9 protein-coding genes are annotated in these 12,713 nt (G+C 66.3%); 8 read left to right on the forward strand and 1 reads right to left on the reverse strand.

Annotated elements, in window-relative coordinates; translation table 11 throughout:
* Window positions 1-26: 26 nt before the first annotated feature.
* The 4 genes from AXYL_RS13280 (at window position 27) to AXYL_RS13300 (ending at window position 6,573) form a co-directional block, all read left to right on the forward strand.
* Window positions 27-1,973 carry a PhoX family protein gene (locus AXYL_RS13280; protein ID WP_013393310.1) on the forward strand — a complete coding sequence of 649 codons (1,947 nt, stop codon included), beginning with the start codon at window positions 27-29 and terminating at the stop codon, window positions 1,971-1,973.
* A 185-nt stretch (window positions 1,974-2,158) separates the two neighbouring features.
* Window positions 2,159-4,165, forward strand: coding sequence for an alkaline phosphatase family protein (locus AXYL_RS34320; protein ID WP_013393311.1), 2,007 nt, complete (start codon window positions 2,159-2,161; stop codon window positions 4,163-4,165).
* Between the two features lie 18 nt (window positions 4,166-4,183).
* Window positions 4,184-4,366, forward strand: coding sequence for a hypothetical protein (locus AXYL_RS13295; protein ID WP_013393312.1), 183 nt, complete (start codon window positions 4,184-4,186; stop codon window positions 4,364-4,366).
* A gap of 35 nt (window positions 4,367-4,401) precedes the next feature.
* Entirely contained in the window at window positions 4,402-6,573 is a 2,172-nt protein-coding gene (locus AXYL_RS13300; protein WP_013393313.1) for a phosphocholine-specific phospholipase C, read from the forward strand.
* A gap of 3 nt (window positions 6,574-6,576) precedes the next feature.
* On the opposite strand, the gene AXYL_RS13305 is transcribed toward AXYL_RS13300, so the two are convergent.
* The gene (locus AXYL_RS13305) at window positions 6,577-7,479 is read right to left on the reverse strand and encodes a LysR family transcriptional regulator (protein ID WP_013393314.1); all 903 of its coding nucleotides are present in this window, start codon (window positions 7,477-7,479) and stop codon (window positions 6,577-6,579) included.
* Between the two features lie 93 nt (window positions 7,480-7,572).
* Between AXYL_RS13305 and ggt the strand changes: the two genes are divergently transcribed.
* The 4 genes from ggt to AXYL_RS13325 all read left to right on the forward strand — a co-directional run bounded on the left by ggt (window position 7,573) and on the right by AXYL_RS13325 (window position 12,709).
* On the forward strand, window positions 7,573-9,201 hold the full coding sequence (gene ggt, locus AXYL_RS13310) for a gamma-glutamyltransferase (RefSeq protein ID WP_013393315.1): 1,629 nt from the start codon (window positions 7,573-7,575) through the stop codon (window positions 9,199-9,201).
* Window positions 9,202-9,237: 36 nt separating this feature from the next.
* Window positions 9,238-10,749, forward strand: a complete 1,512-nt coding sequence (locus AXYL_RS13315) for an ABC transporter substrate-binding protein (protein ID WP_013393316.1) — start codon at window positions 9,238-9,240, stop codon at window positions 10,747-10,749.
* Between the two features lie 140 nt (window positions 10,750-10,889).
* Window positions 10,890-11,834 (forward strand): ABC transporter permease, encoded by a 945-nt coding sequence (locus tag AXYL_RS13320; protein ID WP_013393317.1) that lies wholly within the window; start codon window positions 10,890-10,892, stop codon window positions 11,832-11,834.
* A complete protein-coding gene (locus AXYL_RS13325; protein WP_013393318.1) occupies window positions 11,831-12,709 on the forward strand; it encodes an ABC transporter permease in 879 nt (292 codons plus the stop codon). Before AXYL_RS13320 ends, AXYL_RS13325 begins: the two co-directional genes overlap by 4 nt.
* The last annotated feature ends 4 nt before the right edge of the window (window positions 12,710-12,713 follow it).

Here is a 12,713-nt window from a genome sequence, read left to right on the forward strand (position 1 = left end):
CCTCCTCTCCAACAGGGAACACCCGCATGCAAGACCAGAACCAAGCCAATCGCCGCCGACTCCTGAAAATGCTGGGAGGCGCGCCGATGCTGCCGATCGGCGGCGTCAGCCTGGCCGCGCTGCTGGCCGGCTGTAATTCCAGCGATGATGACGATGACGACAGCGCGCCGCCCGTCACGCCGGTCACTTTCAAGTCCGCCGCCTTCACCTCCATGGCCGCGCCTTCGCTGTCCCAGCCGGAATTGATGGCGCGCACCACGGTCGCCTCGGCGCTGGAACTGACCTTCAGCGACGGCTCCAAACGCAGCGTCGAATTGGGCTACGAGCCTTTCTTCATGACGGGCGACCCCGTGCCGGACGGCAAGGGCGGCAACGTCATCGCCGGCGGCTACTACAACCTGGCGGGCGCGCCCATCGTCGACAACTCGGTGCCCGCCAAGGCGCGGCAGTTCTTCTCGAACTGTCCGGACGGCATGTCGCTGCTGTCCCTGTCGGAGCCGACCAAGGTGGCTGGCGTGGCCGGCAACGCGCTGTACGCGGTGGTGCAGTTCGAATACCAGTCCATGGACCAGGCCGGCAAGGACATGTACGGCCTGCTGCCGTCGCAGATCGCGGTGCTGACGCTGTCGCAGGACCCCAACACGGGCAAGCTCAGCCTGGTCAAGTACCACACCGTGGACACCTCGTCGGTGCACGGCCTGTGGATCACCTGTGGCGCCAGCCTGTCGCCCTGGAACACCCACCTGTCCAGCGAAGAGTACGAGCCCGACGCCACCACGGCCAAGGCTTCGACCTCGTTCCAGGCCTATAGCCAGAATCTCTACGGCGATCCGGCCAAGGCCAATCCGTACCACTACGGCCACATGCCCGAAGTCACCGTCAACCCGGACGGCACCGGCACCATCAAGAAGCACTATTGCATGGGCCGCATCTCGCATGAACTGGTGCAGGTCATGCCCGACCAGCGCACCGCGCTGATGGGCGACGACGCCACCAACGGCGGCCTGTTCATGTTCGTGGCCGACCGCAAGGCCGATCTTTCTTCCGGCACGCTGTATGTCGCCAAATGGACGCAGACTTCGGGTACCGGCCCGGGCGCCGGCACGCTGAGCTGGATCAAGCTGGGCCACGCCACCAGCGCCGAAGTGCAGGCGCTGGCCGACCAGTTGAGCGCCGCCGACATCATGGACGTGCGCACGGCGGATCCGCTGGATGCCGCCTTCACCAAGATCCGCTATTCCGGCAAGGACAACTGGGTCAAGCTGCAGCCCGGCCGCAACGTGGCCGGGGCCTTCCTGGAAACCCACCGCTATGCCGCCATGGTCGGCGGCACGCTGGCCTTCTCCAAGATGGAAGGCACCACCGTCAACGTCAAGGACAAGATCGCCTACAGCGCAATGTCGCGCGTGGACAGTTCGATGACCGATGGCCTGTCTCCCGGCTTCAAGGTCGAAGGCCCGGCGGCCGGCGCGGTCTACCAGCTGCACATGAAGGAAGGCCAGGTCGACACCGAGGGCAAGGCGATCGACAGCGCCTGGGTGCCGGTGGACATGGCGGCAGTGCCGGAACTGGTAGGCGTAGTGCTGGCGGCGCGCGACGCGCTGGGCAACACCCACGCCGCCGACAAGATCTCCAACCCCGACAACCTCAAGTTCTCGGAGAAGCTGCGCACGCTGTTCGTGGGCGAGGACAGCGGCGGCCATGTCAACAACTTCCTGTGGGCCTACAACGTCGACACCAAGCAGCTGTCGCGCCTGCTGTCTTGCCCGGTGGCTGCGGAATCGACCGGTCTGCAGGCGGTGGACGAGATCAACGGCTGGACCTACATCACCAGCAACTTCCAGCACGCGGCCGACTGGCAAAGCGTGCACTCGGTGGTGCGGCCGACGCTGGAGCCCTTGGTCAAGGCCAACTACAAGGACGGCTTCGGCGCGTCGGTGGGCTATCTGACCGGTGTCAAGATCGGCGCCTAGGTTCGCGGCCTGCCTCTGGCTGCGGGGCGGCTTCCTTCGGGCAGCCGCTTTTTTTTGCGCATTCCGCGCAAAAGAATCCTGATCCGTCGATCAGGCTTTCTTCTCTTCGCTTCACGGGGCTTTCACCTTTGCTGGCCATCATGTGCCCCAGCGTAAAACCCTGTTCATGACAAGAGAAGAGAAGCATGCAAGCATTGAATTGGAGAAGATGGTGCGCGGCCTTGCTGGCGACCAGCGCCCTCGCGGGCTGCGGCGGCAGCGACGATGACGACGACACCGAAGCCCCGCCGACCCAGCCGCCGGTGACCCAGCCGGATCCGACGCCCGCCGACAAGGTGCTGTTCATCGGCGTCGACGGCCTGACCTATGATGCGATGCGCCGCAGCGTGGCCGACAAGTCCCTGCCGAACATGGCGCAACTCAACGCCACGCGCGCCTGGACCGGCGGCGTGACGGACGCGCCCACGCAGCAGCCGACGTTGCTGGCGCCGGGCTGGGCGACCTTGTTGACCGGCCAATGGGCCGACCAGCACGGCGTGCGCTACAGCGTGCAGGGCGAGACGCTGCAAACGCCGACCCTGTTCCAGCGCGTCAAGCAGGCGCGTCCCGAGGCGCGCAGCGCTGCCGCCTTCAATTCGACGGTGCTGGCCGGGCTTATCGCGGGCCAGCGCGACGCAGGCTATCTGCAATCGCTGACCGACTGTGCCGGCGCGGACGATTGCGTCGCCGCCCAGGCGCGCGACCGCATTACCGAAGGCTATGACGTGGTGGTGGCGCAGTTCGGCGCGCCGGAACGCGTGGCCTCGGAGAACGGCTTCGGCTCGGCCTATGACGGCGCGATCCGCCAGGCCGACACGGCCATCGGCGTGCTGGCCAAGCAGATCGCCGACCGCAAGGCGGAGCACCCGGGCGAGAAGTGGCTGGTGATCGTGGCTTCCAGCCACGGCCTGGGCAAGACCGGCGTCAGCGATGGCCGTCCCATGTCCTCGAACAAGACCATCCTGCTGGCCGCGAACCAGCCCGCGCTGCTGGGCGGCAGCGCCGACGACGCTTCGTTCGACGGTCTGTGGGACAACAACTGGTACGCGTTGCCCAGCGCGGCCGACGTGGCGCCGACGGTGCTGGATCATCTGAAAGCGCTGCCGGCCGCCGCCAAGTACGACATGGCGGGCACCTCGCTGGCCGGCAAGCTGGCGCTGCGCCACACCGCCGCCCGCACCTCGACCGACAACAAGAGCGTGACCTTGAGCTGGGTGCGCGTGGGCGAACCCGCCGGCGACATCGTGATCAGCCGCGACGGCGCGGAGATTGCGCGCGTGCCCGGCACGGCCGCCGAGTACGTCGACAAGGGCTTCAAGTTCGAGACCGAAGGCGTGCACACGCTGAACTACAGCGTCGCCGTCGGCAACGCGGTCAGCGCGGCGCGCACCACCGTGGCCTACACCAAGCCGCTGCCGCTGCTGGCTTCGCTGCGCACCGGCCTGACGATGCTGTTCCCGTTCGAAGGCAATATGACCGACGTCGCCGCGGGCGGTGGGGCGATCACGCCGTTCGACGGCACGCAGGCGCCGGCCTACGCCGATACGGGTGTGTTCGGCAAGATGTTCAAGAACGACCGCAGCGCGGCAGCCCTGGGCGGCTTCAAGCTGGACTACCCGGCAGGCATGCTGGACGCGGCCCAGGCCTTCACCATCGGCTTCTGGTACCAGTCCGACGGCACCGCCAACGACCGTTCCATCCTGGGCAACAAGGACTACAACTCGGGCGGCAACCCCGGCATCACCATCGCGCAATGGGCGGGCCCGGTGCTGTACTTCAACCTGGCCGGCGGCGGCTCGCGGGTCGACATCAACAACGTCAAGTTCACGCCGAACAAGCCCGTGTACGTCGCGATGACCGTGAACAAGACGGCCAAGACCCTGACGGCTTCCGTCTACGACAGCGAACTGGGCTTCTCGCAACGCACCATCGGCACAGGCTCGGTCGATCTGACCAAGATCGCCGGCGTCTACGGGCCGCACATCGGCCTGAATGAAGACGGACGCGGCACCTATGGCGTCTGCTGCGCCGGCACCAAGGGTCCCTACACGATGTATTTCGACGACCTGGCCTACTGGTCGCGCGCGCTCACCGAAGCTGAAGTGAAGTCGCTCGCCCTGTCTGGCAAGTCCGTTTCCGAACTGTTTCCCTGATGTCCCGAGGATAAAAAAATGAGCATGTCCATGATCTTGCGCGGTTTCCTGCGCCTGGGCGCGGTGCTGATGCTGAGCGCCACGCTGGCCGCCTGCGGCGGCGATGACGGCGACAGCGACGGCGGCAAAGACCCCGGCACCGGCCAGCCCGAAACGCCGAAGCCCGAGCCGACCAAACCCGAATTGCGTTGCGCGCCCTGAGCCGCGCGCCCACCCGATCCATAGGAATAGAATCCGTGACGTTCGATAAAGACCAGGTCCACGCCGGCAAGCGCCGCTTCTTGCGCAACGCGGCCGCCTCGACCGCAGGCCTGACCGCGCTGTCGATGTTCCCGCCGGCCATCCGCCGCGCGCTGGCCATTCCCGCCAACAACCGCACCGGCACCATCAACGACGTCGAGCACGTGGTCATCCTGATGCAGGAAAACCGCTCCTTCGACATGTACTTCGGCACGTTCAAGGGCGTGCGCGGTTTCGGCGACCGCATCACCATCCCTCTGCCCGAAAAGCGCTCGGTCTGGGAGCAGAGCAACGGCACCCGCGTGGTGATGCCGTATCACCTGGACAGCACCCAGGGCAACGCCCAGCGCGTGGCCGGCACGCCGCACGACTACGTGGACGCGCAGATGGCCTGGGACGGCGGCCGCATGGACCACTGGCCGCGCTACAAGCAGAACCAGTCCATGGGCTACTACAAGAAGAAGGAGGTCGAGTTCCAGTTCGCGCTGGCCGAAGCCTTCACGCTGTGCGATGCCTACCATTGTTCGACCCACGGCGGCACCAACACCAACCGCCTGTTCCACTGGACCGGCACCAATGATCCGCTGTCCTTGGGCAACGGTCCCTCGACCCGCAACCAGTGGGACAGCCTGGGCGCCTCGTCCACCGGCTGGACCTGGAAAACCTATCCGGAGCGCCTGCAGGAAGCGGGCGTCAGCTGGAAGGTCTATCAGAACCTGCCCGAGAACTTCGGCGACAACCCGCTGGCCGGCTTCAAGCAGTACCGCCGCGCCAACGAACTGGCCGGCAACGGCGCCAACGGCGCGCCGTACCCGGCCTGGACGCCTTCGATGGACGGCGCCAACCCGCTGTACAAGGGCACGGCCAACACCATGCCCGACGGCGGCTTCCTGAAGGCGCTACGCGAAGACGCGGTCAACGGCACGCTGCCGCAGGTGTCGTGGATCGTGGCTCCCGCCACGTATTCGGAGCACCCCGGCCCGTCCAGCCCGATCCAGGGCGCCTGGTACATCCAGGAAACGCTGGACGCGCTGACGGCCAACCCCGAGGTCTGGAGCAAGACCGTGCTCCTCATCAACTTCGACGAGAACGACGGCTACTTCGACCACCTGCCGCCGCCCGCCGCGCCCTCGCTGAATGCGGACGGTTCCATGGCCGGCGCCTCCACCGTCAACACCGATCTGGAGCGCCATACCCACGCCTCCGCCCAGGACGCCGCCGACGACCGCGTCTACGGTCCCGGCCCGCGCGTACCCATGTATGTGGTGTCGCCGTGGAGCCGCGGCGGCTGGGTCAATTCCCAGGCCTTCGATCACACCTCGGTGCTGCGTTTCCTGGAAGCCCGCTTCGGCGTGGCCGAAGACAACATCAGCCCCTGGCGCCGCGCGGTGCTGGGCGACCTGACCTCGGCCTTCAACTTCGCCACGCCCAACAACGAGAAGCTGCCCGACCTGAATCTGCTGACCCGCGCGGGCTCGGACAGCGAGCGCAGCGCGCAGGAAGCGCTGAAAGCCGTGCCGCTGCCGGATCCCAGCACCCAGGCCAAGCCGGTGCAGGAGCAGGGCGTGCGCTATTCCCGCGCCTTGCCCTACGAACTGCACACCAGCGGCCGCGCCCAGCCCGACACGGGCGCCATGCGCCTGGTGTTTTCCAACACGGGTAAGCAGGCGGCGGTGTTCCACGTCTATGACCGCCTGCATCTGGACCGCTTGCCGCGCCGCTACACGGTGGAGCCGGACAAGCAGCTGGAAGGCAGCTGGGACACAGCGGCCGACGGCGGCAAGTACGACCTGTGGGTGCTGGGTCCCAACGGCTACCACCGCCATTTCGCGGGCGACCTGGCCCTGGCCCGCACGTCGGCGCTGGCGCCGGAGATCCGCGTCTGCTACGAAATCGCCAAGGGCGACGTCTACGTCAGCTTCATCAATGGCGGCAAGGCTCCCTGCACCTTCGAAGTCGCGCCCAACGCCTACTACGCCAACCACGAGCGCTGGAAGTTCACGGTGCCCGCGGGCGGCCAGGTCGAACAGCACTGGGCGCTGGAAGGCAGCCAGGGCTGGTACGACTTCACCGTGCGCCTGGCCGAAGACCCGGCCTACCTGCGCCGCTTTGCCGGCCGCGTCGAAACCGGCCGCGCCTCGGTGACGGACCCGGCGATGGCGCAGTAAGCCTCAGGCGGCGGTCTGCGGTTCGCGCGCCTGGAAGGCCTGGGCGCACGCTTCGCAGATCGCCGCCGTGATGCCCTGGCGCGCATGCTCGCGCCGCTCCAGCATGCCGATGGCGCGCGACATCGGCCCCAGGTCCTGCGGCAGGGTGAGAATCCGCAGTTCCGGGCTGTGCTGCCAATTGGAGCCGTTGATCAACGGCAGCAGCGTCACGCCGACCTCCTGGCGCACCAGCTCGACCAGCGTCTCGATGGCGTTGAGTTCCAGGAATTCGTTCAGCGGCACGCCCAGCCGCCGCAGCAGCCGGTCTATCTGCAGGCCGGTGCGCTGGGTGCGGTCAAAACGCAGGAAGGGGTTCTGCGCCAGCACCTGGCGCGCGTCCGCGCCGGGCGCCGAGCGCGGCGCGATCACCACCAACTGCTCTTCATATAGTGCGGTCCAGCGCGTGCTGGCCATTTTGCGTCCGGCTTCCACCAGGAAGGCCGCGTCCAGCTCGCCGTCCTCGACCTTGCCCGCCAGCTCGCTGGCCTTGCCCGACAGGATGCGCACGTCCAGCTTGGGGTGCTGCTTCTTCATGCCGGACACCACCTTGGACAGGGTGCCCATGCAGGACACGATGCTGCCCACGGAAACCGATCCGGCCAGTTCGCCAGGCACCGTGCGCGGCAGCCGCATGCGGTCGTAAAGATCCAGCAAGTGCTTGATTTCCGGCAGCAATTCCCGGCCGGCGGCGTTCAGGATGGCGAGCCGGCCGCTACGGTCGAAGAGCTCGCGGCCCAGTTCCGCTTCGAGGGAACGCATCTGGAAGCTGACGGCGGCCTGGGTCAGCGCCACCTGTTCGGCCGCTTCCGAGAAGGAACCGTGGTGCGCGACCGCCAGGAAAGTGCGCAGAAAGCGGATGGTACTCACAAAAATCTCTTTTATGACGGAACAAAATTTCAAATTGATTTAATTAAAGCACGGGAGTAACTTCGGCCGCTTACCCGTTATGAGACTAGCGCCATGAAATCCTTCGACTGGGGCAACCCGTATCCTTCCGTCCGCATTCCGCTGTTCGCCCGCAATGTGGTGTCCACGTCGCACCCGCTGGCGGCGCAAGCGGGGCTGCGCATGTTGCTCAAGGGCGGTAACGCCGTGGACGCCGCCATCGCCGCGGCCGCCACCATCGTCCTGGTCGAACCCGTGTCCTGCGGCCTGGGCGGCGACTGTTTCGCCATCGTCTGGGACGGCAAGGAACTGCATGGCCTGAACTCGTCGGGCGTGGCCCCGGCGGCCTGGAGCACCGAATACTTCAAGCGCAAGCATGGCGTGGGCGCCGACGGCCTGGCGATCCAGCCCAAGCGCGGCTGGGACGCGGTGACGGTGCCGGGCGTGGTGGCCGGCTGGGCCGCGCTGCATGAAAAGCTGGGCAAGCTGCCGTTCGAGCAGCTGTTCGAACCCGCCATCGAAATCGCCGAGCGCGGCTACGCCGTGCCGCCGGTGGTGGCGCACAAGTGGGCCGCCGCGGCCGAGGAACTGAAATCGCAGCCGGGCTATGCCCAGGCATTCCTGCCCGAGGGCCGCGCGCCCAAGGTCGGCGAGCACTTCCGCTTCCCGGACGCCGCCAACACGCTGCGCCGCATCGCCGCCTCCAAGGGCCGCGACTTCTATGAAGGCGAACTGGCCGAGCGCATCGCCGCCTTCAGCCAGGAATGCGGCGGCGCCATGACGCTGGAAGACCTGCGCAACTACCGCCCGGAATGGGTCAAGCCCATCTCCAAGTCCTACCGCGGCTACGAGCTGCACGAGATCCCGCCCAACGGGCAGGGCATCGCCGCGCTGATCGCGCTGGGCATCGTCGAACGCTTCGACATGGCCGACATCCCGGTGGACTCGGTGCAGTCGCAGCACATCCAGATCGAAGCCATGAAGCTGGCCTTCGCTGACCTGTACAAGTATGTGGCCGACCCGCGTTCCATGCAGGTGACGCCGGAGCAGATGCTGTCCGACGCCTACCTGGACAGCCGCGCCAAGCTGATCCGCCTGGACCGCGCCACCCATTTCGAGGCGGGCCGTCCGCACGCCGGCGGCACCATCTACCTGACCGCCGCCGATGAGAACGGCATGATGATCTCGTTCATCCAGTCCAACTACATGGGCTTCGGTTCGGGCGTGGTGGTGCCGGGCACCGGCATCAGCATGCAGAACCGCGGCGTGGGCTTCTCGATGGATCCGAAGTCGGCCAACGTGGTCGAAGGCGGCAAGCGTCCGTTCCACACCATCATCCCGGGCTTCCTGACCCGCGGCGGCAAGCCGGTCATGAGCTTTGGCGTGATGGGTGGCGACATGCAGCCCCAAGGCCACATGCAGACCGTGGTGCGCATGCTGGACTACCACCAGAACCCGCAGGCCGCCTGCTGCGCCCCGCGCTGGAAGGTCAACCGCGATTTCACGCTGGACATCGAGACCAATATGAGGGCTTCTACCATTGCGGGCCTGAAAGACCTCGGACATGCTTTGAAGTCGGTCGACGATCCGTACATGGATTTCGGCGCGGGCCAGTTCATCTGGCGCATGTCCGAAAACGACAACGAGCTTGGCTACGTCGCCGCCAGCGACAGCCGGCGCGACGGTCAGGCGGTCGGCTTCTAAACACCCAGTATTGCAGCCTCAAGGGGAAAAAACACAATGAAACGCTTGACCTTGACCTTCGGCGCCAGCTTGCTGGCGCTGGCCGCCGGCGCGGCTAGCGCCCAGAACATCCGGATCGGCCTGCAGGAAGATCCGGACGTGCTGGACCCGCACCGCGCGCGCACCTATGTGGGCCGCATCGTCTTCACCTCGCTGTGCGACAAGCTGGTCGACATCGATCCCAAGCTTCACTTCGTGCCGCAACTGGCCACCTCGTGGTCGTTCAGCCCCGACAACAAGGTGCTGACCTTCAAGCTGCGCGCGGACGCGCTGTTCCACGACGGCTCCAAGTTCGACGCCGCCGCGGCCAAGGCCAACCTGGAACGCGCCATGTCCCTGCCGGACAGCTTGCGCAAGGGCGAGCTGGCCTCGGTGGAGAAGGTCGATGCGCCTGACGCCACCACGCTGGTGCTGACGCTCAAGAAACCCGACGCCACCTTGCTGGCGCAACTGTCGGACCGCGCCGGCATGATGCTGTCGCCCAAGACCTTCAGCGACGACGTCGCCGCCGTGGGCCGCAAGCCGGTTTGCTCCGGTCCCTACAAGTTCGTCGAGCGCATCCAGAACGACCGCATCGTGCTGGAGAAATTCGACCAGTACTACGACGCCAAGGACTTCGCCTTCAAGCGCGTGACCTTCCTGCCGATTCCGGACACCACCGTGCGCCTGTCCAACCTGCGCGCCGGCGACCTGGACATGCTGGAACGCCTGAATCCTTCCGACGTGCCGCAGGTCAAGAGCGACGCCAGCCTGACCTTCGCGCCGATTGCCGGCCTGGGCTTCCAGCAGTTCATGTTCAACGTGGCCAACGGCAAGCGCGCCGAAGACAACCCGTTCAAGAACAAGCTGGTGCGCCAGGCGTTCCAGTACGCCATCGACCGCAAGGCCATCAGCGAAGTGGCCGGCGGCGGCATCTTCGATCCCGCGCAGCAGCCGTTCCCGCCCGCCAGCCCCTACCACAGCGACAAGTTCCCGCCGACCCAGCGCGACGTTGCCAAGGCGAAGGCGCTGCTCAAGCAGGCGGGCTTCGACCGCGTGAAGGCCGAGGTCATGTTCGGCAACAACACCACGACGTCGTCGATCGCCGAGATCGTGCAGGCCATGGCGTCCGAGGCGGGCTTCGACCTGTCGCTGCGCCCGACCGAGTACGCGGCCCTGCAGAAGGAATCCGCCGGCGGCAATTTCCAGGTGGTGATGCTGGGCTGGTCGGGCCGGGTCGATCCGGACGGCAACATCCACGCTTTCGTCACCTGCAAGGGCGCGCTGAACGACGGCCACTATTGCAACCCGGAAGTGGACAAGCTGCTGAACGAAGCCCGCACCGTGCCTGACGAAACCAAGCGCAAGGCGATCTACGACCAGGCGCAGACCATCATCCAGGATGAATTGCCCGGGGTGTATAACTACTACCAGCCCTGGCCCTTCGCCATGGCCAAGAAGGTCAAGGGCTTCACTCCCTATCCTGACGGCATGATCCGCCTGAAAGGCGTGACGTACGCGCAGAAGTGATCGCGGCGCGGCAGTCACGCGCCGCGCCAGCCGGACGCCAATGCCTACAGGCCTTGGCGTCCGGTTGTTGTTTGCGGCGGCAGGGTCCCGCGGTTTGATCCGCGCGCCCCGTCCGCCGTTCCTGTCTTACGGTTTCTCATATGCTTAAACTCATCTTGCGCCGCGTGCTCGTCGCGATACCGACACTGATACTGGTGTCGATGATCGTCTTCATGCTGCAGAAAATCCTGCCCGGCGATCCGGTGCTGACCCTGGCCGGCGAAGAACGCGATCCGGCCGTCCTGGACTACCTGCGGGACAAATACCGCCTCAACGATCCGCTGCCCGTGCAGTACGCCGCCTGGGCCGCGCAGGTGGTGCAGGGCGACCTGGGCAAATCGCTGCGCACCGACGTCCCCGTCACCACGCTGATCGGACAGAAGCTGCCGGTCACGCTGCAACTGGCCGCCATGGCCATGTTCTTCGCGCTGATCATCGGCATCCCCATGGGGATACTGGCCGCGGTGCGCAAGGGCAAGCCGATCGAAATGGGCGCCAACATCGCCGCGCTGTCCGGCATGTCCATCCCCAACTTCTGGCTTGGCATCATCCTCATCATGGTGGTGTCGGTGCAGTGGAAGCTGCTGCCGGCCTCGGGCTACGTGTCGCCGTCCGAGGATTTCTGGCTGTCGATCAAGACCATGCTGATGCCGTCCCTGGTGCTGTCCACGGCCATCGCCGCCTATCTGATGCGCCATACCCGTTCGGCCATGCTGGAAGCGCTGTCGGCCGATTACGTGCGCACCGCGCGCGCCAAGGGCGTGTCGCCGCGCAGCGTGGTGCTGCGGCACGCCTTGCGCAATGCGCTGATGCCCATCGTCACGCTGGTGACGCTGCTGTTCGGCGAACTGCTGGCCGGCGCCGTGCTGACCGAGCAGGTGTTCACGATTCCGGGCTTCGGCAAGCTGGTGGTCGACGCGGTCTTCACGCGCGATTACGCGGTGGTGCAGGGCGTGGTGCTCTGCGTGGCGGTGGGTTTCATCATCATGAACCTGCTGGCCGACATCCTGTACATCCTGGTCAATCCCCGCCTGAGGCACTCATGAGCGCAATTCCTGCAACGGCCGCAGCCGTCACGCCGCCCCGCAGCCGCAACCGCGCCTGGGGCAAATTCAAGCGCAACCACATCGCCATGCTGGGCCTGGGGATCGTGCTGTTCTTCGTTCTGCTGGCCATCCTGGCGCCGCTGATTGCCAGCCACGATCCGTTCCAGACCAGCTTCACCACCATCCGCAAGGCGCCTTCGGCGTCCTACTGGCTGGGCACGGACGAGCTGGGCCGGGACATATTCAGCCGCATGGTCTACGGCGCCCGCGCCTCGCTGATGGCGGGCCTGGTGTCGGTCCTGATCGCGCTGGCGGTGGGCGTGCCTTTTGGTCTTGCCGCCGGCTACTTCGGCGGCTGGACTGACAGCATCATCTCGCGCGCCACCGAAGCGCTGTTGGCGATTCCCTTTCTGATCCTGGCCATCGCGCTGGCCGCCTTCCTCGGACCCAGCCTGACCAACGCCATGATCGCCATCGGCGTCTCGGCCGCGCCCAAGTTCATCCGGCTTACGCGCGGACAGGTGCTGGCGGTCAAGAACGAGGACTACGTGCAGAGCGCGCGCGCCCTGGGCGCGTCCGACCTGCGCATCATCGGCCGGCACGTGTTCCCCAACGTCATGCCGCCGCTGATCGTGCAGGCCACGATCACCATCGCCACGGCCATCATCGCCGAGGCCAGCCTGTCGTTCCTGGGCCTGGGGCTGCAGCCGCCGAACCCGTCCTGGGGCTCGATGCTGAACACCGCCAAGAACTTCATGACCCAGGCGCCCTGGATGTCGATCTTCCCCGGATCGGCCATTTTCCTGGTGGTGCTGGGCTTCAATCTGCTGGGCGACGGCCTGCGCGACGCGCTCGATCCGCGTCAGGAAAAGTAATCAC

The sequence above is a fragment of the Achromobacter xylosoxidans A8 genome (assembly GCF_000165835.1).
In the GTDB taxonomy this organism is placed as follows: domain Bacteria; phylum Pseudomonadota; class Gammaproteobacteria; order Burkholderiales; family Burkholderiaceae_B; genus Achromobacter; species Achromobacter xylosoxidans_B.

Coding starts and splice junctions, on each gene's coding strand:
- AXYL_RS13280 (WP_013393310.1), top strand. CDS start 27: ATGCAAGACCAGAACCAAGCCAATCGCCGCCGACTCCTGAAAATGCTG.
- AXYL_RS13315 (WP_013393316.1), top strand. CDS start 9,238: ATGAAACGCTTGACCTTGACCTTCGGCGCCAGCTTGCTGGCGCTGGCC.
- AXYL_RS13320 (WP_013393317.1), top strand. CDS start 10,890: ATGCTTAAACTCATCTTGCGCCGCGTGCTCGTCGCGATACCGACACTG.
- ggt (WP_013393315.1), top strand. CDS start 7,573: ATGAAATCCTTCGACTGGGGCAACCCGTATCCTTCCGTCCGCATTCCG.
- AXYL_RS13295 (WP_013393312.1), top strand. CDS start 4,184: ATGAGCATGTCCATGATCTTGCGCGGTTTCCTGCGCCTGGGCGCGGTG.
- AXYL_RS13325 (WP_013393318.1), top strand. CDS start 11,831: ATGAGCGCAATTCCTGCAACGGCCGCAGCCGTCACGCCGCCCCGCAGC.
- AXYL_RS34320 (WP_013393311.1), top strand. CDS start 2,159: ATGCAAGCATTGAATTGGAGAAGATGGTGCGCGGCCTTGCTGGCGACC.